At 60.2% G+C, this 25,205-nt stretch carries 23 protein-coding genes and 1 pseudogene; 18 read left to right on the top strand and 6 right to left on the bottom strand.

From position 1 onward, the window contains the following. Window positions 1-90: 90 nt before the first annotated feature. The gene (locus D4A39_RS15100; protein ID WP_233552496.1) at window positions 91-1,500 is read right to left on the bottom strand and encodes a chloride channel protein; all 1,410 of its coding nucleotides are present in this window, start codon (window positions 1,498-1,500) and stop codon (window positions 91-93) included. 96 nt (window positions 1,501-1,596) lie between these two features. Between D4A39_RS15100 and hemJ the strand changes: the two genes are divergently transcribed. Genes hemJ through hemL form a run of 4 tightly spaced genes read left to right on the top strand, consistent with a single transcriptional unit; the run spans window position 1,597 to window position 4,779 of the window. Then, window positions 1,597-2,040 carry a protoporphyrinogen oxidase HemJ gene (gene hemJ, locus D4A39_RS15095; protein ID WP_031226799.1) on the top strand — a complete coding sequence of 148 codons (444 nt, stop codon included), beginning with the start codon at window positions 1,597-1,599 and terminating at the stop codon, window positions 2,038-2,040. A 32-nt stretch (window positions 2,041-2,072) separates the two neighbouring features. Then, window positions 2,073-2,831: a bifunctional hydroxymethylpyrimidine kinase/phosphomethylpyrimidine kinase gene (gene thiD, locus D4A39_RS15090; RefSeq protein WP_022986148.1), complete on the top strand. Its 759-nt coding sequence runs from the start codon at window positions 2,073-2,075 to the stop codon at window positions 2,829-2,831. Beyond that, window positions 2,831-3,460 (top strand): thiamine phosphate synthase, encoded by a 630-nt coding sequence (gene thiE, locus D4A39_RS15085; RefSeq protein ID WP_119918491.1) that lies wholly within the window; start codon window positions 2,831-2,833, stop codon window positions 3,458-3,460. The genes thiD and thiE overlap by 1 nt, the downstream gene beginning before the upstream one ends. A 32-nt stretch (window positions 3,461-3,492) precedes the next feature. After that, entirely contained in the window at window positions 3,493-4,779 is a 1,287-nt protein-coding gene (gene hemL, locus D4A39_RS15080) for a glutamate-1-semialdehyde 2,1-aminomutase (RefSeq protein WP_022986150.1), read from the top strand. A gap of 183 nt (window positions 4,780-4,962) precedes the next feature. On the opposite strand, the gene ybaK is transcribed toward hemL, so the two are convergent. From ybaK to mrcB, 3 genes are all read right to left on the bottom strand, one after another. After that, window positions 4,963-5,430 (bottom strand): Cys-tRNA(Pro) deacylase, encoded by a 468-nt coding sequence (gene ybaK, locus D4A39_RS15075; protein WP_022986151.1) that lies wholly within the window; start codon window positions 5,428-5,430, stop codon window positions 4,963-4,965. Beyond that, window positions 5,427-5,885, bottom strand: coding sequence for a tetratricopeptide repeat protein (locus D4A39_RS15070; protein WP_233552495.1), 459 nt, complete (start codon window positions 5,883-5,885; stop codon window positions 5,427-5,429). Before D4A39_RS15070 ends, ybaK begins: the two co-directional genes overlap by 4 nt. A 201-nt stretch (window positions 5,886-6,086) precedes the next feature. Further along, a complete protein-coding gene (gene mrcB, locus D4A39_RS15065) occupies window positions 6,087-8,441 on the bottom strand; it encodes a penicillin-binding protein 1B (protein ID WP_119918490.1) in 2,355 nt (784 codons plus the stop codon). A gap of 143 nt (window positions 8,442-8,584) precedes the next feature. Between mrcB and D4A39_RS15060 the strand changes: the two genes are divergently transcribed. The 3 genes from D4A39_RS15060 to D4A39_RS15050 are packed head-to-tail and all read left to right on the top strand — an operon-like array spanning window position 8,585 to window position 10,926. Continuing rightward, on the top strand, window positions 8,585-9,589 hold the full coding sequence (locus D4A39_RS15060; RefSeq protein ID WP_022986154.1) for an adenosine kinase: 1,005 nt from the start codon (window positions 8,585-8,587) through the stop codon (window positions 9,587-9,589). Window positions 9,590-9,625: 36 nt separating this feature from the next. Continuing rightward, entirely contained in the window at window positions 9,626-9,958 is a 333-nt protein-coding gene (locus D4A39_RS15055) for a Rieske (2Fe-2S) protein (RefSeq protein WP_022986155.1), read from the top strand. Continuing rightward, window positions 9,955-10,926, top strand: coding sequence for a serine/threonine protein kinase (locus tag D4A39_RS15050; RefSeq protein ID WP_119918489.1), 972 nt, complete (start codon window positions 9,955-9,957; stop codon window positions 10,924-10,926). The genes D4A39_RS15055 and D4A39_RS15050 overlap by 4 nt, the downstream gene beginning before the upstream one ends. Before the next feature lie 21 nt (window positions 10,927-10,947). On the opposite strand, the gene sfsA is transcribed toward D4A39_RS15050, so the two are convergent. After that, window positions 10,948-11,679 carry a DNA/RNA nuclease SfsA gene (gene sfsA / locus D4A39_RS15045; protein WP_022986157.1) on the bottom strand — a complete coding sequence of 244 codons (732 nt, stop codon included), beginning with the start codon at window positions 11,677-11,679 and terminating at the stop codon, window positions 10,948-10,950. Then, window positions 11,676-12,839 carry an aminotransferase class I/II-fold pyridoxal phosphate-dependent enzyme gene (locus tag D4A39_RS15040; protein ID WP_199699473.1) on the bottom strand — a complete coding sequence of 388 codons (1,164 nt, stop codon included), beginning with the start codon at window positions 12,837-12,839 and terminating at the stop codon, window positions 11,676-11,678. The genes sfsA and D4A39_RS15040 overlap by 4 nt, the downstream gene beginning before the upstream one ends. A 136-nt stretch (window positions 12,840-12,975) precedes the next feature. Between D4A39_RS15040 and D4A39_RS18240 the strand changes: the two are divergent. The 11 genes and pseudogenes from D4A39_RS18240 to panC form a co-directional block, all read left to right on the top strand. After that, window positions 12,976-13,455: pseudogene (locus tag D4A39_RS18240) on the top strand (histone H1-like repetitive region-containing protein); the annotation flags it as partial. Between the two features lie 414 nt (window positions 13,456-13,869). Then, window positions 13,870-14,232: an RNA polymerase-binding protein DksA gene (gene dksA / locus D4A39_RS15030; RefSeq protein ID WP_255407684.1), complete on the top strand. Its 363-nt coding sequence runs from the start codon at window positions 13,870-13,872 to the stop codon at window positions 14,230-14,232. A gap of 171 nt (window positions 14,233-14,403) precedes the next feature. Beyond that, a complete protein-coding gene (gene gluQRS / locus D4A39_RS15025; RefSeq protein WP_022986161.1) occupies window positions 14,404-15,282 on the top strand; it encodes a tRNA glutamyl-Q(34) synthetase GluQRS in 879 nt (292 codons plus the stop codon). Window positions 15,283-15,486: 204 nt separating this feature from the next. Then, window positions 15,487-15,663, top strand: a complete 177-nt coding sequence (locus tag D4A39_RS17890) for a hypothetical protein (RefSeq protein ID WP_007149317.1) — start codon at window positions 15,487-15,489, stop codon at window positions 15,661-15,663. After that, complete coding sequence (locus D4A39_RS15020) at window positions 15,653-18,592, top strand: sensor histidine kinase (RefSeq protein ID WP_119918487.1); 2,940 nt, start codon at window positions 15,653-15,655, stop codon at window positions 18,590-18,592. Before D4A39_RS17890 ends, D4A39_RS15020 begins: the two co-directional genes overlap by 11 nt. A gap of 46 nt (window positions 18,593-18,638) precedes the next feature. Further along, a complete protein-coding gene (locus tag D4A39_RS15015; RefSeq protein WP_119918486.1) occupies window positions 18,639-19,967 on the top strand; it encodes a sigma-54-dependent transcriptional regulator in 1,329 nt (442 codons plus the stop codon). A gap of 678 nt (window positions 19,968-20,645) precedes the next feature. Next, window positions 20,646-22,001, top strand: coding sequence for a polynucleotide adenylyltransferase PcnB (gene pcnB, locus D4A39_RS15010; protein WP_119918506.1), 1,356 nt, complete (start codon window positions 20,646-20,648; stop codon window positions 21,999-22,001). Window positions 22,002-22,022: 21 nt separating this feature from the next. After that, window positions 22,023-22,526 carry a 2-amino-4-hydroxy-6-hydroxymethyldihydropteridine diphosphokinase gene (gene folK, locus D4A39_RS15005; RefSeq protein ID WP_119918485.1) on the top strand — a complete coding sequence of 168 codons (504 nt, stop codon included), beginning with the start codon at window positions 22,023-22,025 and terminating at the stop codon, window positions 22,524-22,526. Further along, a complete protein-coding gene (locus D4A39_RS15000) occupies window positions 22,510-23,211 on the top strand; it encodes a deoxynucleoside kinase (RefSeq protein WP_022986166.1) in 702 nt (233 codons plus the stop codon). Before folK ends, D4A39_RS15000 begins: the two co-directional genes overlap by 17 nt. 177 nt (window positions 23,212-23,388) lie before the next feature. Then, window positions 23,389-24,177 carry a 3-methyl-2-oxobutanoate hydroxymethyltransferase gene (gene panB, locus D4A39_RS14995; RefSeq protein WP_022986167.1) on the top strand — a complete coding sequence of 263 codons (789 nt, stop codon included), beginning with the start codon at window positions 23,389-23,391 and terminating at the stop codon, window positions 24,175-24,177. Window positions 24,178-24,271: 94 nt separating this feature from the next. Continuing rightward, window positions 24,272-25,129 (top strand): pantoate--beta-alanine ligase, encoded by an 858-nt coding sequence (gene panC, locus D4A39_RS14990; protein ID WP_119918484.1) that lies wholly within the window; start codon window positions 24,272-24,274, stop codon window positions 25,127-25,129. The last annotated feature ends 76 nt before the right edge of the window (window positions 25,130-25,205 follow it).

Raw genomic sequence — 25,205 nt, 5'->3', positions numbered from 1 at the left:
ACTGTTTGCTGTACTGCTGCAATAAAAGGCAGGCACGCATGATAGGGGCGCCCACCCACCGCGGCAACTTTGCCGCCGCCAACGCCCGGCTCAACCCGGCAGCTGTCGCTCCTGATCGGTTTTATCCGTCTCCGGAGCCCTGTCCTCGGGTTTGGGTTTTTCCAGCGCCATGCCCTGACCATCAGCCATGCGCTCGGCAAGAGAGTCATACAACGGCCGTGCCCAGACCAGCTTGGCCACTGCAGCGGCCAGAAACGCCCCGGCCATCAGCGGCAGCAGGATATCGTGACGGTTACCCGTCAGCTCCATGACAATCACAAATGAGGTAATCGGGCGCTGAATCACCCCGGCCAGAAACGCCGCCATAGCCACCAGGGTCAGCCCGACCAGCGACACTTCAGGGAAAAAGCCGCCGATCACATTCCCGAAACCGGCCCCGGCAGCCAGACTCGGCGAGAACAGCCCACCGGGAATCCCGGTGAAATACGATGCCAGCGTGGCCGCCATTTTTGCCAGCGCAAAACTCCAGTTACCCGGGTGCTCACCGGTCAGCAAAATGCTGGCCTGCTCATAACCACTACCGTAAGTGGCTCCACCGGTGGCCAACCCCAGAAACACCAGCACCAGCGAACACAGCAACACCACCCGGTAGGGATGAGCCTTGGCGAAGGGAGACAGAAACTGGCTGCCACGAATCAGCAACCGGCTGAAAATCCCGCCGAACAATCCGCAGACCAGACCGGTCACGCCAATGGCCACCCAATCTGTGGTGATATCCAGCTTGCCACCAGGGTGTCCGAAAAAGCTGTAGTGCCCCATGATCATCAACACCACCACCCCGGACAGGATGATCGCCAGGATCAGGGTACCGCTGGTACGTTGTTCGAAAGAACCCGCCAGCTCTTCAATCGCAAACACAATCCCGGCCAACGGCGCATTAAAGGCCGCAGAGACCCCGGCAGCGCCCCCCGCCACAATCAGCGAATTGTCCACGTACTTCTGGTGCAAGCGCCCCACCTGGCCCACCGAGTACATCATCGCCGCCCCCATATGCACACTGGGGCCTTCGCGACCAATGCTGGCGCCACATAACAACCCCAGGCAGGTCAGGACGAACTTGCCGAAAATCACCCGCAGGGACAAAAACGTGGGGCGCAACCAGTGATAACGCTGCTTGAGCACCACCAACACTTGGGGAATACCACTGCCCTGGGACTCGGTACCGAGCTGGCGCATCAACCAGACGATGATCAGCATACCCAGCGGGGTCACCAGGATAGGCAGCAACGGAGACCGCTCATGAAGCTGCACAAAGGTATGGGACGCCAGCTCAGCCACCCAGGCAAACGCCACCACCAGCAACCCGACCAGCACGGCACCGGTCCAGAACACCATGCGCAGCTTCCAGTCCTGCCAGGAACCCAGCTGCCGCCGACTCAAGCGCCGCGTGCGAAACAGGTAGTAACGCATCAGACGACGTTGACGGGAGCGCTTGTTCACAGGACTCCTTTCGGATTCGGTAACGACAAAGGGAAGGCTGTATAGTGTACGCCCAGCCAAGCGACACTCCAATGCCACCCACACAGGAAGCCCATGATGCAGTTCGCGCTAGACCACTTTCTCTGGATTAAAGCCATCCACTTGATCGCCGTGATTTGCTGGTTTGCCGGCATCTTCTACCTGCCGCGGCTGTTCGTGTATCACGCCATGGCCGAAGACCAGACCAGCAAGGACCGTTTCAAGATCATGGAACGCAAGCTGTATCGCGGCATCATGAATCCCAGCATGATCATCACTATCGTGCTGGGACTATGGATGTTCATGGCCAACATGGAAGCTTACAAAGGCAGCGGCTGGATGCACGCCAAGCTGACTCTGGTGTTTCTGCTGGTGGGTTACCACCACATGTGTCTGGCGTACATGAAGAAGTTTGCCGCCGACGCCAATACCAAGAGCGACAAATTCTTTCGTATCTTCAATGAAGTCCCTGTTTTCCTGCTGGTCGCCATTGTTATTCTGGTGATCGTCAGACCCTTCTGACGATCGTTTTTCTTCGCTCAGGTTCGCCGTTTATGAAACCGAATATTCTTGTCATTGCCGGCCATGACCCCTCCGGGGGAGCCGGCATTCATGCCGACATCGAAGCGATTCGCGCTCTCGGCGGCTTTGCCTCCACCTTGATCACCGGGCTTACCGTCCAGAACAGCCAGAACGTGAAAGGCTTTCAGCTCACCGACATCGACCTGCTGCAGCAGCAGGCCGACACCTTGCTGGAAGACTACACCTATCAGGCCGTCAAAATTGGCATGACCGGGTCAGTGGCCATCATCGATTTTATTGCCCGCCTGCTTGAGCAGTTACCCGGTATCCCGGTGATACTCGATCCCGTTCTGGCCGCCGAGGCCGGCGGCAGTCTCACCCGGGAATCCCTGGCCGATGCCATGCTTGACCGCCTGGCGCCTCACTGCGAAGTGATGACGCCCAACCTGCCAGAAGCCCAGCTGCTCACCGGCAAGGACAGCGTTGCCGACTGCGGCGAAACCCTGGTGCAACGCACCGGCCGCGCAGCCCTGATCACAGGCACCCACGACACCACCGAGCAGGTCACCAACCACCTGTTCACTGACAGCGGCGAGCAGGCCTGGCAATGGGAGCGTCTGCCACACAGCTACCATGGCTCCGGCTGCACCCTGGCATCCGCCATCGCCTGCCTGCGAGGGCACGGAGAGTCCCTGGCCAACGCCGTCGCCGATGGCCAGGCCCATGTGGACCGTTTTCTGCGCGGCGCCTTCCGGCCCGGCAACGGACAGCACGTCCCCGACCGCCGCTGATGACTTCACGCATTCAAGGCCTGTATGCCATCACCGACCCGGCGCTGACCCCGGACGCACTGCTGCTGCCCGCCGCAGAGGCGGCCCTGCATGGCGGCGCCCGCTTGTTGCAATATCGCGACAAGACAGCCACTGCCGACCAGCGACGCCGCCGGGCCAGCCAGTTACGGGCCCTGTGCCACCAGTATGACGCCAGCTTTATCGTTAACGATGATCCCGCACTGGCCGCCGACGTGCAGGCAGACGGGGTGCACATTGGGCAGAGCGATGCGGAAATTGCGCTGGCCCGTCAGCTGCTGGGGCCCGACCGCATTATCGGCGTCACCTGCCATAGCGATCTGGCGCTGGCCCGGAAAGCCATCGCCGCAGGCGCCGATTATGTAGCCTTTGGCCGCTTCTTTGCCTCACACACCAAACCCCTGGCGCCGCCGGCCGAGGTGTCCACCCTGCAATCTGCCTGTCAGGCATTTCATGTACCTGTGGTAGCCATCGGTGGAGTGAATGCGGATAATGCGCCGCAGCTGATTGAGGCTGGCGCCGCTGCCGTCGCCGTCATTCATGCCCTGTTCGGCCATTCCGATCCGGCCGAAATCGAAGCTGCCGCCCGTCAACTCAGCGCCCTTTTCTGATCCGTTCAGATCCCAGATTCAGGAGAACAACCATGAGCCGCAAGCAATCCGAAAAGCTTTTCCGTCAGGCCCAACAACACATTCCCGGTGGCGTCAATTCCCCGGTGCGGGCCTTCAAAGGCGTCGGCGGCACCCCGGTGTTCTTCCACGAGGCCCAAGGGCCTTACCTGTACGACGAAGACGACAATCGCTACATCGATTATGTGGGCTCCTGGGGGCCCATGATTCTCGGCCATAACCACCCACAAGTGATTGAGGCCGTGAATCAGGCGGTCAGCCACGGCCTGAGCTTCGGCGCCCCCACCGCCGCCGAAATCGCCATGGCCAACAAGGTCTGCGAGCTGGTGCCGTCCATGGACATGGTCCGCATGGTCAACTCCGGCACCGAAGCCACCATGAGCGCCATTCGCCTGGCCCGTGGCTATACCGGCCGCGACAAGATCATCAAGTTCGAAGGCTGCTACCACGGCCATGTGGACAGCCTGCTGGTGAAGGCCGGCTCAGGCGCCCTGACCCTGGGAAACCCCAGCTCCCCGGGCATCCCGGCATCGGTCACGGCGGACACCCTGACTCTGAACTACAACGACGCCGCTGCCGTGGAAAATGCGTTCAACGACTATGGCGATCAGATTGCTGCCGTGATCGTGGAACCGGTAGCAGGCAACATGAACTGCGTACCGCCGACACCCGCTTTCCTGCAGGCCCTGCGCAAGCACTGTGATGACCACGGCAGCGTACTGATCTTCGACGAAGTCATGACCGGTTTCCGGGTTGCCCTGGGCGGTGCCCAGGCCCTGTACGGGATCACGCCGGACATGACCACCCTGGGCAAGATCATCGGTGGCGGCATGCCGGTGGGGGCCTTTGGCGGCAAGAAAGACATCATGGAGCACCTGGCCCCGCTGGGCCCGGTCTATCAGGCAGGCACCCTGTCCGGCAACCCGGTGGCCATGGCGGCCGGCCTGGCCACCCTGAACCTGATCAGCGAACCCGGTTTCCACGAGGCTCTCACCGAAAAAACCACCCGCCTGCTGGCGGGACTCACGGAAGCGGCCCACGCCGAAGGCGTCGCATTCACCACTGCGCAGGCAGGCGCCATGTTCGGGCTGTTCTTTACCGACCAGAGCCGGGTGAGCAGCTTTGCCGAAGTCATGGCCTGCGACAGCGAGCGCTTCAACCGCTTCTTCCACGCCATGCTGGATCAGGGCATCTACCTTGCCCCCAGCGCTTTTGAAGCCGGCTTCGTATCCGCCGCCCACAGCGACGAAGACATCGACGCCACCCTCACCGCCGCGCGCAAGGCCTTCGGCAAGCTCTAACCAAACCTATCCGTAGGGGCGTCGCTGGCGGCGCGATGAAAGCAGTTGCGAGTACCGAGTTACGAGAAGCGAAAACCTCCAATCAATGCGGGTTTCCGCTTTTGAATTTCGAAACTCGGTACTCGTGACTCGAAACTCGGGGGATCGCGCCGCCAGCGACGCTCCTGCAAAGGGAGAGGCTGCTCAGTCGCGGACCAGGGCGGCCAGTTTGCCGCCGGTGAGGGTGAGCAGATCCTGTGGCGCCATGGCGATTTCCAGACCGCGGCGCCCCGCGCTCATATAGATGTCCTGCTGCGATTGCGCGCTGCTATCCAGAACCAGCGGCAACCGTTTTTTCTGTCCCAGCGGGCTAATCCCACCAAGCACATAGCCCGTCAGTCGCTGCGCCTTGTCCGGCGGACACATCACCGCTTTTTTGCCACCCTGTGCCCGGGCCAGACACTTCAGGTCGAGCTGATGGGCCACCGGCACCATGGCTACCACCGGCACCTCATCGACCAGGGCCACCAGCGTCTTGAAGACCTGTGCCGGTGGCAGCCCAAGTCGCTCGGCGGCCTCCAGCCCGTAGCTTTCCGCCTTGGGGTCATGTTCGTAACTGTGCAACTGGAAAGCGACCTTGGCCTTTTTTGCCGCCTGCACTGCGGGCGTCATACCGGTCGCGCCACCGGATTGCGTAACGCCGCGGCCCGGCTGCGTGCGTCGCGGGCACCGTCTCGGTCCCCTTGCCGTTCACGAGCCGTCGCCACCATCTCCCACAGGCTCGCCTGGTAATCATCATGGTCCGGTGCCAACCGCAGCGCCTTGAGCGCAAAGCCCTCCGCGCCCCGGGCATCGCCCTCGGACAACCGCAGATCCGCCAACGCCCGGTACAACCAGGAGGAATCCGGGGCAATATTCAGGGCTCGCTCCAGATAGCGCTCTGCCGCCGCCCCCTGGCCTTGCTGCCGGGCACTTTCCGCCCGCTGCAGCAACGCCATTGCGGGCGAACCTTCCAGCTCGACACTGGCCGTCATGGGTTCAACCGGCGCTTCGGGAGGCCGCACGGCACAGCCTGACATCACTAACGCAACGACCAGTATCCGAATCCACCCTTGCCTGTTTTGCATACTTGTTCCTTTGTGTGTTCTTCGGGCCTGGCAGCCTTGGAGCCTGTTAGCACTACTGGTATAGCTCCTGCTGAATGCATTTTTCATCCAGTCGTGCCAGCTGGTGTGCAGTGTAGTCATTCTACATAAACAGCGGATGGCGCTGCTGGGCGGAACAACGGATCAGCCCTCCAGGTTGAGTCCTGACAGTGCTAACAGGCCCTAATCAAACAATCCCTTGAACCATTTCTTGATGCCCTTGCCGGACTGTTTCACGCTGCCGCAGCCATCAGTGTCCTCAGGAATGGACGCTTCCATCATCGGGAAGCGACGGGCGTCGCCACAACCTTCGGCACTGACACGCTGGCCGTCCGGGTTCATCCATACCCACTCTACGCCGTTAGGTGGGGTCTGCGACAGGCTGCGCTGGGGCAGCTTGCCCATCAACCTCGCCCACACTGGCAAAGCGCCGCTGGATCCAGTGATACCCGCCCCGGCATTGTCATCACGACCCACCCACACAACCGCCAGGTGATTGGCCGAGAATCCGGCGAACCAGGCATCGCGGAAATCGTCACTGGTGCCGGTCTTGCCTGCCACCTTCAAATCTTTTGGCAAGTAGGCCCGTGCAGAACGGGCGGTGCCCTTTTCGACGACCTGCTGCATGGCCCACTGGGTCAGGAAGGCTGGCCCCGCTTCTACCACTTCGTCGGTGCTGACCGGGTAACGGGCCAACGGCTTGCCCTCTTTGTCCAGCACATCGGTAATGGAGCGCAAACGGGTACTGAACCCGCCAGTGGCCAGCGGCTGGTACATCATGGCCACTTCAAACGGGGTCAGCGCCAGGCTGCCCAGCAGGATACTGGGGTACTGCGGAACCTTGCGGGTCACGCCCAGGGTTTCCATGGTCTTGGCCACCTTGTCGAGCCCCACATCCAGCCCAAGACGAGCGGTGGCCTGGTTACGGGACTGGGCCAGCACATCCACCATGGGCATGGCCCCATGGGCTTGCTTGTCAAAATTCTGGGGCGCCCACACATCGCCGTTTGGCAGTTTCACCTGAATCGGGCCATCTTCGACCAGTGAAGCCAGAGACCACTGCTTTGGTTCGCGTACCGCCGCCAGCACCACCGCTGGCTTGGCCAGCGACCCCATGGGCCGCTGGGCATCCAGGGCACGGTTGAACCCCGCCTCCCGGGAATTACGATTGCTGACCAGAGCCAGCACATCCCCCTGCGCTGGAGCCACCACCACCACGGCGCCATTCAGTTTCTGCTTCTCACCCGGGTCGCGGTTATTGAGATGCTCTTTCAACGCCCCTTCAGACGCCAGCTGGGCCAGCACATCCAGGGTGGAATGAATATTAAGCCCCTCGTCACTCAGCACTTCCGGCGGGTAGTCTCGGGCCAGCTGGCGGCGCACCAGATCAATAAACGCCGGGAAGGCATAGAGAGCCGACGCCCCGCGTGGGACCACTTCCAACGGGCGGGCGCTGTATTTGTCGAAGTCAGCTTTGGACAAAGCGCCCTCTTCCATGGCCACGCGCAACACGGTATTGCGGCGCTCCATCGCCCGCTCCGGACGGCGCCGGGGGTCATACCAGCTGGGCCCTTTGAGCAGCGCCACCAGGGTGGCCAACTGATGCGGCTCCAACTCTTCGAGGGGTCGCCCGAACAGGAACTGCGCACCCAGCCCCATGCCATGAATGGCGCGCGCCCCGTCCTGGCCGAGATAGACCTCATTGAGATAGGCCTCGAGAATTTCCTGCTTGCTGTAGTGCAGCTCCAGCAGGATGGCCATGGGCATTTCCAACAGCTTGCGCGACAGGGTTCGTTCTGAAGTCAGCCAGAAATTCTTGACCAGCTGCTGGGTAAGCGTACTGCCCCCCTGCACCAGCCCTCCCGCCTTGACGTTGGCCACCATGGCCCGAGCCAGCCCGCGCAGGGAAATACCATGGTGCTCGTAGAAACTCTGATCTTCGGTGGCCACCAGCATATCCACCAGCAACGGGGGCACCTGCTCCAGAGGCACCAGCACCCTGTCCTCCGCATGCTGCGGATGGATGCTGCCGATCTGAAGCGGCTCCAGTCGCGCCAGACCGTCACCACCGGCGTCCAGATTGCGGATCTGGCCGCCCGACAGACTGATTCGGATACGCTTGGGCGTTTCCCCGCCGTCACTATCCTTAAATCCACGAGTATGAATCAGCAAACGGCTGCCCTGAACGGCAAAACTGCCCGGCGTCGAGGCTGCCGCATCACGACGATAGCGCATCAGGTCCAGCAGCTTGAGCATGTCCTCCCGGGACAATACCCGCCCTTCATACAGCTCCACAGGGCGCGCATAGACCCGTGCCGGCAGCTGCCAGACGTGGGAATCGAAACGCTCACGGACCATCGCATCCAGGTACGCCAGCCCGGCAGCGCCGATCACCAGCAGCACCAAGCTGAACTTGGCCACAAAGGCCCAGCTGAACCAACGGCGGCGCGGGGCCGCCGCTTTCTTGCGAGATGGAGATTTCTTGCGTTGTGCCTGCCCCCGCGATCGCGCCGGGGTCTTGTTCGTTTTCTTCGCCATGGGGACGCAGTATAGAGAAAAGTGTGGGTACTTTATGAGTACAAGGTGACGATTATGTTCCGCCGAGTCGGCAGCCAGGGTTTTGCAAGCCGCGCCCGGCAGCCCATAATAGCTCCCCCTGCATAATCCAGAACGGAGCCTTCATGACCAAAAAATATGACGTTTATGCCCTCGGCAATGCCCTGGTAGATACCGAAATCGAGGTCAGCGACGCCTTTCTGGAACGCATGGAGGTCGGCAAGGGGCTGATGACCCTGGTGGATGAAGCTCGCCAGACAGAACTGCTCACCGCCCTGAAAGACGAAGCCGAACCACGCAAACAGACCAGTGGCGGCTCTGCCTGCAATACCGTAATTGCCACCCGTTACTTTGGCGGCAGCGGCTACTACGCCTGCAAGGTTGCCGACGATGCCACCGGCGACATTTTCGTCAACGACCTGACCGCGGCCGGCGTGGACACCAACATGAACAGCCACCGGGAAAACGGCATCTCCGGCAAGTGCCTGGTGATGCTAACCCCGGACGCCGAGCGCACCATGAATACATTTCTGGGGATCTCCAGCCAGGTTTCCGAATCCGAGCTGGACGAAGCCGCCATCGCCGCCAGCCAGTATGTCTATCTGGAAGGGTATCTGGTCAGCGGTGACAGCTCACGGGCGGCCACCGTCAAGCTTCGCCAGTTGGCGGAGAAACACGGGGTAAAAACCTCGCTGACCTTCTCCGACCCGGCCATGGTGCAGTTCTTCAAGGATGGCCTGACCGAAATGCTCGGTGATGGCGTGGACCTGCTGTTCTGCAATGAAGCCGAAGCCACCAGCTACACCGATACCGACAACGTGGACGCCGCTCTGGCCTCACTGAAATCAGTGTGCCGCTCTGCAGTGATTACACTGGGCGCCAAGGGAGCCCTGGTATGGGATGGCACGACCACCCACACCATCGACCCGATCGCGGTGAAGGCCGTGGACAGCAACGGGGCGGGCGACATGTTTGCTGGCGCCTTTCTCTATGCCATCACCCACGGCCACGACTTTGCCGCAGCAGGCAAACTGGCCTCTGCCGCCTCGGCGCGACTGGTCAGCGAGTTCGGCCCGCGCCTGCCCGCTGAAGCACATACTGCCATTCGCAAGTCAGTACTGGGCGAATAACCTGAACTCCACCTACCAGGAAATACTGGAAGCTCCATGGAACACGTTTGCAACCTGGACGACATCGAACACGAAAGCGCCCGGGAATTTCAGAAAGATGGCCAGCCCGTGGTGGTGGCCAAATTTGACGGGCAGGTCCACGCCTATATCAACTGGTGCCCGCACCTGGGGATTGAACTGAACTTCATGCCCGACGAATTCATGGACAGCGATCGCCAGTTCATCATGTGCGCCAATCACGGCGCCCTGTTCGAGGTGGAATCCGGCCATTGTCTGTCGGGCCCGTGCATGGGCGACAAGCTGGTCCCGGTACCGGTGGAAGTGCGTGGTAACGAAATCTGGCTGGGAGAGGTTCCGCAACCCGCATGAGCGACATCACAGGGCACCCTTTCGATCTGCTGACCCCGGACTACATGCTTGATGCCGTAGACGCCGCCGGCTTTCTCAGTGACGGCCGGCTATTGCAGTTGAACAGTTTCGAGAACCGGGTTTATCAGGTCGGCCAGGAAGACGGTGCCCCGGTGATTGTGAAGTTCTATCGCCCACAACGCTGGAGCGACGAACAGATCCTTGAGGAGCATGCCTTCAGCCTGTTCCTCGCGGAGCGCGACCTGCCGGTGGTCGCCCCCATCGCGAAGAACGGCACCAGCCTGTTTCACTGTGATCACTTCGCCTTTGCGGTGTTTCGGCGCGCCGGCGGCCATGCACCGGAACTGGCCAACGACAGCCATCTGGAGCAACTGGGGCGCACCCTCGCACGCTGGCATGCCTGTGGCAGCGACCGCCCCTACCAGCATCGCCCCACACTGGATGTGGTCGAGGATATCCGCACCGCCAGCACCTTCCTGATCGATGACGTGGTGGATCTCAACTACCGCGGCCAGTACCGGGATACGGTGGGGCAATTGCTGGAACGCATTGAGAAACGCCTGGCAGGCACCGCTTTTCCCTTGCTGAATGTTCACGGCGATTGCCACACCGGCAACATCCTGTGGCGCGACGACAGTCCACATTTCGTGGATCTGGACGACAGCCTGCGCGCCCCGGCCATGCAGGACATCTGGATGCTGTTGTCCGGGGAAGAGGACGAGCAGCAACATCAGTTACGGGTACTTGCCCAGGGCTACGACACCTTCCTGCCCTTTCCCTGGGAACAACAAGGGCTCATTGAACCGCTGCGCATCCGTCGCATGATCGGCTATGACGCCTGGCTGGCCAAACGCTGGGACGACCCCGCCTTCCCGCCGGCCTTCCCGTGGTTTGAATCAATGCATTATTGGGGCAACCAGATCACCCTGTTACAGCAGCAACTGCGGGAACTGGACCGGCAAGCGTAGACAGATAGACGCACGCGGCGGTTACGTCCCCCGCGCCAACAGCACCGGTACCGGCGCCTCCAGAACAAACTCGGTTTGCGACAGGGCGACCCGCCAGGCCAGCACCTCCACCCCCGCCGCTACCGCCTCACGCAGCAGCTCACCATAACGCTGATCGATTTCATCCGCCGGTCGCGCCGCCGTAGCGCCACTGTGCTGCACACAGAAAAAAAGCACCGCTCGGCGCCCCGACGCCACCACCTCCATCAGGGTACGCAGATGCTTCTGCCCGCGCTCGGTGACCGAGTCAGGAAAGGCAATGACCCCATCATCCGCATCCTCCGGCCCCGGCCCGAGCGTTACATTCTTCACCTCGATAAAGGTATGCGGCTCCGCCCGTTCACCCAGTGCCAGATCAAAACGGCTGTCCGTGTATTTGACCTCTCTCTCCACTCCGCTGCACGGATCCAGGTCCGCCACCCACCCACTGCGAACCGCCTCTTCCACCAGCGCATTGGTGCGGCTGGTGTTCACCCCCGCCCAGTGACCATGGGCCACCTGCAATGCCTCCAGGGTGTGGCGGTACTTGCGTTTGGGATTGCCGCTATCGGAAATCAACGCCTGCTGCGGCTCGCCCAGCACACAGTTTTTCATGGACCCGGTATTGGGACAGTGCACCGTGATTTCGCTGCCATCGTCACGAACCACGTCGGCCATGAACCGTTTGTAGCGACGTAACAGGGTAACGCGCTCCAGCTGCGGGGAAAATTTCACAAGGACTCCAGATAGTGTTCCAGACGATGTAACGCCTCGGTCAGTCGTGATTCTGTGCAGGTATAGGCGAGCCGCACATAGCGCTTGTGGTCATGCCCCTCGCCAAAGTCCACGCCCGGCGTGATGGCCACTCCGGCGCGCTCAAGCAGATCGGCACAGAAGGCGTGACTATCATGGGTATAGCGGCTCACATCCACATACACATAGAAGGCGCCGTCAGCGCGAGACACCACCGGTAACTTCAGGTGCGCCAAACCATTGAGCAAACACTGGCGGCGGCGAGCCAACAATTGGTGGCGCTGCTCAAGAATCGCCATAGAGGCTTCTTCCAATGCGGCAAGCCCGCCGTACTGTGCCGGTGTCGATGGCGCCAGAAACAGATTTTGGGCCAGCCGCTCGATGGCCGGCACCAGGGGTTCGGGAGCAACCAGCCAGCCAAGCCGCCAGCCCGTCATGCAGAAATATTTGCTGAAGCTGTTAATGACCACCACATCGTCAGTCTGACTCAGAACAGTGGACGCTGGCTGGGTATAACACAGCCCCTGGTAGATCTCGTCCACCAGCAAGGTGCCGTGGCGCCTGCGCACCACCGAGACCAGCTCGGCCAGGGTGTCAGGGCTGAGCATATTGCCCGTGGGATTATCCGGGCTGGCGACCATGGCCACGCGAGTCGAGGGCAGCCAGGCAGCCTCCAACGCCGCTGCCGAAAGATCAAAATGGGAGGCCGCATCCAGCAAGAAAGGCTGCGGATCCCCGCCGACCAGATTCACGAACTGCCGATTGCAGGGGTAACCCGGGTCACATAACAGCACCCCCTCACCTGGATTGATCAACGCTGCCAGAGCCAATTGCAAGGCACCCGACGCTCCGGGGGTTACTACAATGCGCGCAGCTGGCACCTCGGCGCCAAAACGTTCCCGGTAATCATCGGAGATCGCCTGACGCAACGCCGGCAGTCCCGCCGCGGGCGTATAGCCTGTTCGCCCTTGCGCCATGGCACGCTGGATCGCCTCCATCACCGGTGGGGGCGTGCCAAAATCAGGCTCCCCCACCTCAAGATGCAAAATATCGCGCCCCTCAGCTTCCAGCTGCTGCGCCCTTTCCAACAACGCCATTACATGAAAAGGCGGGATCTGGCTGGCGTAACGGGATAGCGTCATCACAAGTTTCCTCTTCCAAGACGGACCGGCATGGCTATAATCGGCCAGATTTTCATCAATCAGGCTCCCTGCCGGAAGCAGGCCCTGTAATTGGTGACAAGACTTGCCTATAAGGGGTAAGGTCGAAGATTACATTATGCCCATCAGGGAAGTGCGGGCACAGGATAGAGAGTTAAAGACCATGCTAAGGGAGTTACTGAAGATGGCCACCGGCAAAAAGAAAGCCCCGAAAAAGGCGGCTACCAAAAAAGCCACCGGAACTGCTGCCAGCACCCGCAAAGCCTCTACCAAACCCGCCAGCAAATCTGCCAGCAAGACAGCCACCAGCAAACCCGCCGCCAAGAAAACGCCAGCCAAAAAAGCTGCCGTGAAAAAGCCTGCGGCCAAGAAGACTGCGGCAAAAAAAGCACCAGCGAAAAAGGCTGTTGCCAAGAAGCCAGCGCCGAAGAAAGCTGCGGTCAAAAAGCCCGCCGCCAAGAAAGCGGCAGTAAAAAAAGCACCGGCGAAAAAAGCCCCAGCCAAGAAGACCGCAGCGAAGCCCACCGCCAAAAAAGCTGTTACCAGCAAGCCAGCAGCCAAAAAGGCCACCGTGAAGAAAGCCGCTGTGTCCAAGCCCAAAGCCGCCATTAAAAGCCCCGCTAAAAAAGCGCCGGCCAAGGCTGCAAACCAATCCGTCGCGGGCAAGAGCAAGACACCCGCTGCAAAACAGACAACCAGGGCGACCTCTGCCAAACCGGCAAAGGCTACCCGGCCAGCAGCCCCCAAGGCTGCGGCCAAGAAAGCAGCACCCGCTGCACCAAGAACAAAGCTGCCTGCCTCCGGCAAGGCAAAACCGGCAGGAACTCCTGCCGCTCAACGACCATCGAACTCCGGTACCGCCAGGACTGCGCTTGCCGGCAAAGGAATGTCGCCGAGCCGATCCCCTTCTTCAGCTCAGGTAAAAAAGACAGTGAAAAAGACCTCCTCCACTTCATCCCAGGCCCTGCTGCACGGTTTCAAACCTTATCAGCCGGCCAAGGATGAGGAATACATGAACGAGAAACAGCGCGAACACTTCCGGCAGATTCTACTGGCCTGGCGCCAGGAGCTAATGGAAGAAGCCGATCGCACCATGCATCACCTGCAGGATGAGCAAGCCAATCTGCCCGACCCTGCAGATCGCGCCACCCAGGAAGAAGAATTCGCCCTGGAACTGCGTACCCGTGATCGAGAACGCAAGCTGCTCAAGAAGATCGAAAAGACCCTGGACCTGGTCGACAAGGATGACTACGGCTACTGCGAAGCCTGCGGCATCGAAATCGGCATCCGCCGCCTCGAAGCCCGCCCAACCGCCGAGATGTGCATTGACTGCAAGGAACTGGCGGAGATCAAGGAAAAGCAGCTGGCAGGTTAGAAGCAGTGAAGAGTTAACAGGGAATAGTGAACAGCTCGCGATAGCGGGCTTTCGCTCTTTGCTACGCAGGAGGCCGCGCCCATACTCTGTGCGCGGCTTCCTGCGTTTTACGTCACTGCATTCATCTGGCGCGCCGCTGTTAACTATTCACTATTCACTGTTCACTGCCCTATGAGCTATCGCGGACGTTTCGCCCCCACGCCCTCCGGCCCGTTGCATTTCGGGTCGTTGGTGGCGGCGCTGGCCAGTTGGCTGGACGCACGAGCCAATGGTGGGGAATGGCTGGTGCGGATAGATGATCTGGATCCCCCCCGGGAAGTGCCCGGGGCGGCCGATGCCATTCTGCTGCAGCTGGAACAGTTCGGGCTGGTGTGGGATGGCTCGGTGCGTTATCAAAGCCAGCACCATGAGGCCTATCAGGGGGCGGTGGAGCAACTTCTGGCAGACCATCACGCCTTTTACTGCACCCTCACCCGCAAGCAGCTGACGGCCCTGAATCATAACCATCCGGGCATCAGTGCTGCGGCCCCCGGCAGTGACGATGCCTCGGTTCGCCTTGCCGTGCCGGACAGTGAGCTTTGCTTCGACGATGGCATACAGGGGCGGGTCTGCAACAACCTCCATCAGGACGGCGGCGCCTTTGTAATCCGTCGCCGTGACGGTCTGTTCGGCTACCAACTGGCCTGCGCCCTGGATGATGCCAACGACGTCATTACCCATGTGTTACGCGGCGCCGACCTGATAGATTCCACCCTGCGCCAGCGCTGGCTACTGGAATGCCTGGGGCGCCCCGCTCCGCTTTACGCCCATTTGCCCGTGGTCACTGACGGCCGCGATACCAAGCTATCCAAGTCCGGCGGCAGCGAAGCACTCGCCCCCGCCCGTGCCAGCCAACTCCTCTCTGCGGCCCTGCACTGCATGGGTCTGCAACCGCCGAAAGATCTCCAGGGCGCACCACCTGCCTCCCTGCTGGAATGGGGTAAACTCCATTACCCCGAACACCACTGGCCCCCCGGCCGCCAGCAACCTTTACCCACGTCACTCTCGTAGGGCAGAGATGGGCTGACGCCCATTTCCACCCTACGCAACAACCCCATCTCGCGCGTTTCCACTTTCAACTCAGCCCCCCGAACCAGGCCACAGTTCTTGCTTTTCGCTGTCAACTCTCAACTGTCCACTGTCAACTGAACTCCCCCCGCTTTTACACGCCTCCCTCACCTGACGTATCCTCTTCGGCCAGAGGGCCCTAACAACATGTATACAGATCGCCTGCTTATCATTTTTATTCTGGGAACCTACCTGTTGTCCCCTGCCATTATTGACTGGTGGAGCGAAGGGGGGCGAGCGTGGTACCGCCCTTATCTGATCTGGCTGGGGTTGATCGCCCTGAGCTACTGGATTGCAAAGAGCAAAGATGTCGATGGTCTATAGTGTCAGTGAGCTGATTGCCATCGCCGGTGGCTACCTGCTGTTTCTTTTCTTTGTTGCCTGGATCACCGAGCGCGGCTGGCTGCCGGCGCACTGGGTGCGCCACCCGGCCGTGTATGTGTTTTCCCTTGGAGTCTATGCCAGTGCCTGGGCGGTGTATGGCTCAGTCGGTTACGCCTACCAGTACGGCTACAACTTCCTGTCCTATTTTCTGGGTATCTCAGGCGTGTTCCTGCTGGCCCCCATCCTGCTGGCCCCGATATTGCGCCTGACAGCCACCTACCAGCTCAGCTCCCTCGCTGACCTGTTTGCCTTCCGTTACCGCAGCCGCATGGCCGGGGCCATGACTACCATCATAATGCTGATAGGTGTGCTGCCACTGCTTGCCTTGCAGCTCAAGGCGGTAGCGGAGTCCATCCAGATTCTCAGTGGCACCGATGATCCTCGCTCACTGGCCGCGGGCTTCTGCATGATGATGGTGATCTTCGCCATCCTGTTTGGCGCCCGCCACGCCACCGCCCGGGAAAAACACGAAGGGTTGGTGGTAGCCATTGCCACAGAATCGCTGATCAAGCTGGTGGCCTTCGGCGCGGTGGCACTGCTCGGTTTGTACGGTGTTTTCGACGGTCCGGAAAGTTTGGGGCAGTGGCTGGATGATCACCCTGAGATGCTGTCGCGACTGTATTACCCTCTACAGGATGGCACCTGGCATTCCATGATCATGGCGTTTTTTGTCTCCGCCGTGGTGCTGCCTCATATGTTCTATATGGCGTTCACTGAAAACCTGAACCCACGGGCACTGATTACCGCCAGCTGGGCGCTGCCACTAATGTTTCTGGTGATGGCCCTGTGCGTACCGGTAATCCTCTGGGCCGCCGCCGCCAGCAACGCTCCCACCTCCCCGGACTACTATGCGCTGGGGGTTGGCCTGGTAACCGGCGGACACGGGGCTGTGCTTGGCTACCTGGCCGGACTGGCTGGCGCCAGCGGCATGCTGATCGTTGCCACGCTGGCGCTATCAGGCATGTGCCTCAATCATCTGGTATTACCCGCCAGCCCGCTACATCAGGGACAAAACCTGTACCGCAACCTGCTATGGACACGGCGCATTCTGATCGCCGCTATTCTGGCACTGGCCTACCTTTTTTACCGATTTACGGGGGCCGGTCATACCCTGGTTGAGCTGGGGGTATTGTCGTTCGTGGCAACCCTTCAGTTCGTCCCCGGACTGATTGGTGCGCTGTTCTGGCCCAGCGGCAACCGCAACGGCCTGTTTGCAGGACTCACCGTCGGCTTCCTGTGCTGGTTGCTGCTGCTACTGCTGCCGATCACCTACCCAAGCTGGCAGCTTTCCCAGCTGATGGAATTGCTGGGAATGCGTTTCCACACCGGACCCGACCAGTGGCACCACGTGGCTATTGCCTCGGTCACCGCCAATGCCCTGGTGTATGCCATTGTCTCCATCGTCACCCCCATGTCCCGGGCAGAAAAAAACGCCGCAGAAGCCTGTGCCGTGGACAGCCTGCGCCGCCCCTATCGCTGGGAACTGGAAGCGAAAAGTGTCGATGATTTCATTGATGCCCTGAGCCAACCTCTGGGGCCGATCACCGCCACCCGTGAAGTGGAAATGGCCTTGCGCGACCTGCGCCTTCCCCGCACCGAAACACGCCCCTACGCCCTGCGTCGTCTTCGCGACCAACTGGAGACCAATCTATCAGGCCTGCTCGGTCCCTCGGTTTCGCATCAGTTAATGGATGACCACCTCCCTTACCTGCCCGAAGAAGAGCAAAGCTCCAGCGAGGACATCCAGTTCATTGAATCCCGACTGGAACAATATCGCGACAGGTTGTCCGGGCTGGCGGCGGAGCTCGACGGCCTGCGCCGCTTCCATCGGCAAACCCTGTTGGAACTGCCCATGGGGGTGATCTCGCTGGGGGCGGACGATGAGATCATTGGCTGGAATCAAGCGATGGAAGCGCTCACCAACATCAGCGCCGCGGACACTATCGGGTCCCGTCTTTCAGATCTGGTTGAACCCTGGGGCGAGTTTTTCACCCGTTTCAGCCGAGACGACAACCCCCACCAACCGCAGTTGTCGCTGGAGGTTCAAGGACAGACTCGCTGGCTGAGCCTGCACAAGTCCTCTGTGATGGGCATTGGCAGTGCCGAACAAGCCGGCGGCCAGGTGCTGGTGATTGAGGACATCACGGAGCTGCGTCATATGGAGGCGCATCTGGCCCATAACGAGCGACTGGCTTCCATCGGCCGCCTGGCCGCCGGGGTCGCCCACGAGATCGGCAACCCGGTCACGGCGATCGCCTGTTTGGCGCAGAATCTCGACAGCGAAAGCGATGCCGAGGAGCAACTGGAAACCAGCCAGCAAATTCTCGAACAGACCCGGCGCATTACCCGCATTGTCGAATCCCTGGTAACGTTCAGCCATTCCGGCAGCATCAAGCAAAGCGTGCACCATGTCCCGGTCAATCTTCGCGACACCGTGGATGAGGCAATCTCACTGCTGCTGCTTGATCCTGATCACCGCCAGCAGCAGTTTATCAACCACTGTGTGAGTGACGGCTGGGCCCAGGGGGATCCCCAACGCCTGCTACAGGTCTTTATCAACCTGCTGGGAAATGCCGCAGATGCCAGTTCACCAGAACAAGCGATCAGCATTTACTGCGAAGAGACCGAGGCGTACCTGGAAGTCCGCGTCGAAGATCAGGGACACGGCATTCCTGATCGAATGCGTGACACCCTGTTCGAACCCTTCGCCACCAGCAAGGCCCCCGGGCGAGGTACCGGGCTTGGGTTGGCGCTGGTTTACAGTATTATCGAAGAGCACTTTGGCAGCATCAGCGTGGAAAGCCCGATCTGCGACGCCGGGGGCACCCGGTTTATTATCCGGCTACCGATTCACGCCACTGCACTGTAGGGTTAAATTTTTCTGACGACCGGTCAGTACAGGATACAAGCAGAACATGAGTCACATTCTTATTGTTGAAGACGAGCCAGTGATTCGCGGTGCGTTGCGCAAACTTCTCGAGCGCCACGACCACTCAGTGACTGAAGCCGATTCTGTCGAGCAAGCGCGTGACAATAACCTGAACCAGTTTGATCTCATCATCAGTGACTTGCGGCTGCCCGGTGAACCCGGCACTACCCTGATTGACGCCGCGGGCAATACCCCGGTACTGATCATGACCAGCTACGCCAGCCTGCGCTCGGCCGTGGATGCCATGCGCCAGGGCGCCGTGGACTATATCCCCAAACCCTTTGATCACGATGAAATGCTGATTGCCGTGGATCGGGTACTACAAGAGGGGCGCCTCAACCGGGGCAACCGCGCCCTTCGCAGGGATATGGAGCGCAGCTACCCCGTCAACAACATGGTTGGCAACAGCCCTGCCATGGAAGAACTGAAACATCGCATTGGCCGGGTTGGCCCCACCAACACGCCGGTACTGATTATGGGGGAGGCGGGCACCGGCAAGGAACTCACTGCCCGCGCGCTGCATGAACAGAGCGAACGCGCCAACGGGCCGCTGATCTCAGTACAGTGCGCCGCCCTTCCCAAGACCCTGCAATTGACCGAACTGTTTGGCGATGAAGACACGGCCGGACGCATAGAGGAAGCCGACGGGGGCACCCTTTTTCTGGATGAAATCGGAGAGCTCTCCAGCGACGCCCAAAGTCGTCTGCTGACACTGATGACCCACCACGAGATTCATCGCCAAGGGTCCCTGGCACCGCGCAAGGTCGATGTGCGCATTCTGGTGAGCAGCCAGCTGGATCTGCCCAGCCGAGTCGCAGAGGGCCATTTCCGTCAGGACCTCTACTACCGCCTGAATGTCATGGAGCTGACATTGCCCCCGCTTCGCGAACGCCAGGACGATCTCGATACACTGGCCGATGCGTTACTGTCGCGTGGCTGTGAGAAGCTGAATCGTCAAGACCTCGTCTTTACCGCAGCCGCACGCCAGGCCATGCACAATTACAGTTGGCCAGGGAATGTACGTGAGCTTGAGAATGTCATAGAGCGGGCCATTATCCTCTGCGAGGAAGACGGCATCGGCCCGGCGCAACTGGGCCTGAACCCCAACCGCACTCCTCAACGCGTCAGCCGCGCCAGTCTGGACCCCAGTGAAGACCTGTCACTGGAGGATTATTTCACCCGTTTCGTCATGGAAAACCAGGACAGCATGACCGAAACGGAATTGGCCCAGAAACTCGGCATCAGCCGCAAGAGCCTGTGGGAACGCCGCCAACGCCTTGGAATTCCTAGAAAAAAGGCGGGAAGCCGCCGCTGAGCCCCCATCTGCGACCACTCAGCCAGAGCGATCCATTGACCGGAGATTCCATGCCGCCGGTCTCTACTGCCAAACAGAAATTTTCAGGGTGAGCTGTGCCGACAGGGTGAAAACGTGACCTGTTACCGCAATTGAGTAGCAAGTGTTACCTCACTACTCAGGAGAGTAACAACTTCGTTACTCAGGTGAGGGGGGATTTAAGAGGAATTCTGAGACAATTCCGTATGTAGCTGTTTTTTATGGATTTTTTGCCTTGTTGCATTGCCAGGGACGTACGGGCACTATGAATCCCACGCCAGCAAACAACAAAAACAACGGCGTAACGGCTCAACAATAACAACAAGAAAGAAGAAGAATAATTTCACGAGCCAATGCAGTGCTGCTGCAACTGATGATTGCAGCGACAAGGCAGAAAACAACACAAACAATAATAACAACAGAATCAGCGCAAAATATGGGAGTCACAACTACGGTTGTGGCTCCTTTTTACTTTGTGGCGCACACCAATTGCCGAGTATAAGCCAGCAACATCTCGCTTGGCGATAAAAAGTGCTACCATCGCCCCTTCACAGCCTTTAACGAGTCGCACGCCACCTAATGCTTTCTCAGCTAACCAGCCCGTCTATATTGGCGACCGTCATCGCAACCATCGCCGTAGCCTTGATCGCACTCTTCATTATGACGCAAAGACGACGGGGAAGTTCCTCAGCGCAAGAAGAAACGTTGCCTTCCTTGGAGATCATCCCCCGGGACCACCACCCTATCTCCCGTCAGCAAGTATCCCGCGCCGCACTTAACGTGCTCTACGGGCTACATAAAGCAGGCTTTGAAGCATTCCTTGTCGGCGGCTGCCTGCGTGACATTCTCAGCGGCCGCGAGCCCAAGGATTTTGACGTGGCTACCAATGCCACACCGGAACAGGTCAATCGCCTGTTCAAGCGCAGCCGGATCATTGGCCGCCGCTTTCAGATTGTGCATGTCCGCTTTGGCCGAGAGGTCATTGAGGTTTCTACCTTCCGGGCCATGAACACTGACGACAACCCGGACAAACAACAGCATCACGCCCATGAAGAAACCGGGCTGGTACTGCGTGACAATACCTGGGGCAGCATTGAGGAAGATGCCCTGCGCAGGGATTTCACCATCAACGCCCTGTACTACAACATTGCTGATTTCAGCCTGCACGACTTCACCGGCAGCATGCAGGATATCAACGATCAGGTGATTCACCTGATCGGCGATGCCCAGACCCGTTACCGCGAGGACCCGGTCCGTATGCTGCGCGCCGCACGCTTTGCCGCCAAGTTGGACTTCCATATCGATCCGGCCACGGCCGATCCGATTCCCGAGCTCGCCGAGCTGTTGCTGCAGGTTCCGGCTGCCCGGCTGTTTGATGAAGTGCTCAAGCTATTCCTCAGCGGCCATGCCCGCGCCTCCTATGAGCAGCTGCAACAGCTCAACCTGTTCCGCTTCCTGTTCCCGGAAACCCAACAGGCCCTCGAAGGGGAGCAAGGCCAGATCTGGGAAGCCATGCTGCTCGCAGCCATGGACAATACCGATCGCCGCCTGGAAGCGGACAAGCCCGTCACTCCGGCCTTTATCTATGCCGTATTGCTGTGGCCCGTCATCCAGCAGCGCCTGGGAGGCTACCTGTCCAGCGGTCTGCCGCCGGCACAAGCCCTGCACAAGGCCGCTACCCGTGCGCTCAATCAGCAGATTCAGCACACCGCCATCCCGCGCCGTTTCTCCACCGTAATGCGGGAAATGTGGGAGCTGCAATTCCGCCTGGACAAACGCGCAGGCCGCCGGGCCGACGCCCTGATGGAGCATCCCCGCTTCCGGGCCGCCTACGATTTCCTGCTGCTACGTGAGCAGGCAGGGGAGATAAACCCAGGTCTGGGCGACTGGTGGACCCGTTACCAGGAAGAAGACGAAACCGGCCGTCGCGACATGATCACCCAGCTGGGTAACCAGGGAGGCACTGGCAAGCGTCGTCGACGTCGCCGTCCTCGCAAGCCCAAGGCAGAAGGTTAAAATCCCTTTCAGGCAGGTTTCATGCAGGCATTTATTGGACTTGGCAGCAATCTGGATCAGCCGGCACAGCGGCTGATCAGCGCCCTGCATGCTCTGCAGCGGCTGCCCGGCATCGATCTGCTCAGTCACTCCCGGCTCTATCGCAGCGCCCCGATCGGCCCTCAGGACCAACCTGATTACGTCAATGCCGTCGCCCGGTTACAGGTCAACGGCACGCCCCACCAGCTACTTCACACCCTCCAGGCCCTGGAGCTGGCCGCTGGCCGCCAACGGCTTCGGCACTGGGGCGAGCGCACGCTGGATCTGGATATCCTGTTATTGGACAACCAGCACATCGACGCCCCTGACCTGCACGTTCCCCACCCACAGATGACTTGTCGGGCCTTTGTCCTGCAGCCACTACTGGAGATTGCCCCCGGCGCCCTCTTGCCGGACGGCACCGCACTGAGTAGTTTTCTGGAAGAGGTGGCCGAGCAGGCCGTGACCCCGATGTCAGAACTGGACAGAGATGCACTCATTGAATGAGACAACCCTGAACGAACGGATCGAACAGCGCCGCCGTGTGGGCAGCCTGCCACGCTTTATCGCCGTGGAAGGCCCCATTGGCGCGGGCAAGACCAGCCTGGCCAAACGGCTTGCCATGACCTTCGGTTATGACCTTCTTCTCGAGCAGGCGGAAGACAACCCCTTCCTGACCCGCTTTTATCAGGATCCGGCCCGCTACGCCTTGCAGACAGAACTGTTCTTCCTGTTTCAGCGGGCCGACCAGCTACGCCAGATCCAGCAGCAGGACCTGTTTGCCGGCCCCCGCATCGCGGATTTCCTGATCGACAAAAACCGCCTGTTTGCCCAGGTCACCCTGGACGAGGACGAGTTCGAGTTGTACCGGAACGTGGATGACCATCTGACTGTCGATGCCCCGCAACCGGATCTGGTGATTTACCTGCAGGCACCATCCCCGGTGCTACGCCAACGCATCACCCGCCGTGGCAATGACTTCGAGCAGCGGATCCAGGGGGACTATCTGGACCGCCTGAGCAATGCCTACACCGAGTTTTTCCACTTCTATGACCGCGCGCCACTGCTGATTGTCAACGCCGCCGAGATTGATCTGGTCAGTCACGACCGGGATTATCAGCAACTGGTCAGCGAGCTGCTGGACATCCGTTCCGGGCGCCACTATTTTAACCCCCGGCCACTGGTTGGCTGAGTTGAAAGTTTAACGTTGAAAGTTCAAAAGCGCGGAACAGCACGTCGCGTACTGATGACGCTCTGCCCGCGACACTTTTGACAGCCTCGCAGGCACAACCCTTACGCAGCGACAGACAGGCCCGCGTTTCAACTTTAAACTTTCAACTTTCATCTGAATTTCCCTGGGAGGTTTCCCATGTCCGTGACCATTCGTACCCTGCAGAAACGCAAGCAGGACGGCGAAAAATTCTCCGTTCTCACCGCTTACGACGCCTGTTTCGCCCAGCTGGTTTCCGAAGCCGGTGTAGACGCCATTCTGGTGGGCGACTCCCTGGGCAATGTGATCCAGGGGCAAACCAGCACCGTGCCGGTGACACTGGAACAAATGGCCTACCACACCGAGTGCGTTGCCAGAGGCAATCGCGGCAGCCTGATGATTGCCGATGTTCCCTTTATGGGCGCCGCCACCGTAGAACGGGCCCTGGAAGCCTCCACCGCCCTGATGCAGGCGGGCGCCAACATGGTCAAGCTGGAAGGGAGCGCCTGGCTGGCCGACAGCATTGACATTCTCAACCGCAATGGCATCCCTGTCTGCGCCCACATGGGCCTGACACCGCAGGCAGTAAATGCTCTGGGCGGTTACCGGGTGCAGGGCAAGGACGACGCCAGCGCGCTGGAAATGTTGGAGGCGGCGCGCACCCTGGAGCAAGCCGGCGCCGCCATGCTGCTGCTGGAATGCGTCCCCCGTGAACTGAGCGCGCGCATCACTGCGGAAGTGGCCATACCGGTGATTGGTATCGGCGCCGCGCCTGAATGCGACGGCCAGGTATTGGTCATGCACGATATGCTCGGCATCAGCCCCGGCAAACCCGCCCGCTTTGTGAAAAACTTCATGGCCGAGGCTGGCGATATCCGTGGCGCCTTTGCCGCCTATGACAAGGCCGTCAAGGACGTCAGTTTCCCGGCCGACGAGCACTGTTTCTGATCATGACCGGGGCCGGCATCCCGGGCCCGGCGCACCATCCCCATCACGCCAAATGGCATGGCGGCTGTCGCCAACATACTGCTGAGGGCTTCTGATGCAAACTATTCACTCTGTCGCTCAGGTTCGTGAGTACGTTCGTGGCTGGCACCGCAAGGGACACACCGTCGGCTTCGTGCCCACCATGGGCAACCTCCATGATGGCCACATCAGCCTGGTGCGCGAAGCACGGGCCCGCTGCGATGTGGTCGTGGTCTCGATCTTCGTCAATCCGACCCAGTTTGGCCCTAACGAAGACTTCGACCGCTACCCGCGCACGCTGGATGCCGATGCAGCCGCACTGGTCGATGCCGGAGCCGATTTGCTGTTTGCCCCCTCCGTCGACGAAATGTATCCGCTGGGCCAGAACCAGACCTGGGTAGACGTAGACGGCCTGGGTGACTACCTGTGTGGCGCCAGTCGTGAAGGGCATTTTCGCGGCGTGACGACAGTCGTGTCGCGGCTGTTCAATATCGTCCAACCGGATGTCGCCGTCTTCGGGGAAAAGGATTTTCAGCAGCTGGCCATCCTGCGCCGCATGACCGAAGAGCTGCTGTTTCCGGTCAAAATTGTCGGGGCGCCGACCAGCCGCGAAGAAGACGGCCTGGCGCGCAGCTCGCGCAACGGCTTTCTCAGCGAAAGTGAGCGCAAACTTGCCCCGCAGCTCTACGCCAACCTGCAACAGATCCAGCAGGCCGTCGAGGCCGGCGAGCGCGACTACCGGAGCCTGGAGGCGCGCTTTTCAGATGCCTTGAACGAAGCCGGATTTGCGGTGGATTACCTGACCATTTCCAACGCCCGAAGCCTCGCTCCCGCAGCCGAAAACGACACCGATCTGGTGATTGCCGTAGCCGCCAAACTGGGGCAAACGCGATTGATAGACAATGTCTCACTGGCCGTTGTAGACAACCAGTGATTCGTGCATACTTCGGGCCCCTTGAAGCGCCTGCTTGGTAGAAACAACGTATATCGCAGGCTTCAGGTAGTGTGAG

Origin of the sequence: Alcanivorax profundi, from assembly GCF_003597125.1 — a bacterium.
Taxonomy (GTDB): domain Bacteria; phylum Pseudomonadota; class Gammaproteobacteria; order Pseudomonadales; family Alcanivoracaceae; genus Alcanivorax; species Alcanivorax profundi.
Note: the sequence above shows the minus strand (reverse complement) of the source record. Positions and strands in the feature narration are given on the sequence as shown.

Excerpts from the sequence above, each read along its gene's own strand:
- hemJ (WP_031226799.1), top strand. The coding sequence starts at position 1,597 with ATGCAGTTCGCGCTAGACCACTTTCTCTGGATTAAAGCCATCCACTTG.
- thiD (WP_022986148.1), top strand. The coding sequence starts at position 2,073 with ATGAAACCGAATATTCTTGTCATTGCCGGCCATGACCCCTCCGGGGGA.
- thiE (WP_119918491.1), top strand. The coding sequence starts at position 2,831 with ATGACTTCACGCATTCAAGGCCTGTATGCCATCACCGACCCGGCGCTG.
- hemL (WP_022986150.1), top strand. The coding sequence starts at position 3,493 with ATGAGCCGCAAGCAATCCGAAAAGCTTTTCCGTCAGGCCCAACAACAC.
- ybaK (WP_022986151.1), bottom strand. The coding sequence starts at position 5,430 with ATGACGCCCGCAGTGCAGGCGGCAAAAAAGGCCAAGGTCGCTTTCCAG.
- D4A39_RS15070 (WP_233552495.1), bottom strand. The coding sequence starts at position 5,885 with ATGCAAAACAGGCAAGGGTGGATTCGGATACTGGTCGTTGCGTTAGTG.
- mrcB (WP_119918490.1), bottom strand. The coding sequence starts at position 8,441 with ATGGCGAAGAAAACGAACAAGACCCCGGCGCGATCGCGGGGGCAGGCA.
- D4A39_RS15060 (WP_022986154.1), top strand. The coding sequence starts at position 8,585 with ATGACCAAAAAATATGACGTTTATGCCCTCGGCAATGCCCTGGTAGAT.
- D4A39_RS15055 (WP_022986155.1), top strand. The coding sequence starts at position 9,626 with ATGGAACACGTTTGCAACCTGGACGACATCGAACACGAAAGCGCCCGG.
- D4A39_RS15050 (WP_119918489.1), top strand. The coding sequence starts at position 9,955 with ATGAGCGACATCACAGGGCACCCTTTCGATCTGCTGACCCCGGACTAC.
- D4A39_RS15040 (WP_199699473.1), bottom strand. The coding sequence starts at position 12,839 with ATGACGCTATCCCGTTACGCCAGCCAGATCCCGCCTTTTCATGTAATG.
- dksA (WP_255407684.1), top strand. The coding sequence starts at position 13,870 with ATGAACGAGAAACAGCGCGAACACTTCCGGCAGATTCTACTGGCCTGG.
- gluQRS (WP_022986161.1), top strand. The coding sequence starts at position 14,404 with ATGAGCTATCGCGGACGTTTCGCCCCCACGCCCTCCGGCCCGTTGCAT.
- D4A39_RS17890 (WP_007149317.1), top strand. The coding sequence starts at position 15,487 with ATGTATACAGATCGCCTGCTTATCATTTTTATTCTGGGAACCTACCTG.
- D4A39_RS15020 (WP_119918487.1), top strand. The coding sequence starts at position 15,653 with ATGGTCTATAGTGTCAGTGAGCTGATTGCCATCGCCGGTGGCTACCTG.
- D4A39_RS15015 (WP_119918486.1), top strand. The coding sequence starts at position 18,639 with ATGAGTCACATTCTTATTGTTGAAGACGAGCCAGTGATTCGCGGTGCG.
- pcnB (WP_119918506.1), top strand. The coding sequence starts at position 20,646 with ATGACGCAAAGACGACGGGGAAGTTCCTCAGCGCAAGAAGAAACGTTG.
- folK (WP_119918485.1), top strand. The coding sequence starts at position 22,023 with ATGCAGGCATTTATTGGACTTGGCAGCAATCTGGATCAGCCGGCACAG.
- D4A39_RS15000 (WP_022986166.1), top strand. The coding sequence starts at position 22,510 with ATGCACTCATTGAATGAGACAACCCTGAACGAACGGATCGAACAGCGC.
- panB (WP_022986167.1), top strand. The coding sequence starts at position 23,389 with ATGTCCGTGACCATTCGTACCCTGCAGAAACGCAAGCAGGACGGCGAA.
- panC (WP_119918484.1), top strand. The coding sequence starts at position 24,272 with ATGCAAACTATTCACTCTGTCGCTCAGGTTCGTGAGTACGTTCGTGGC.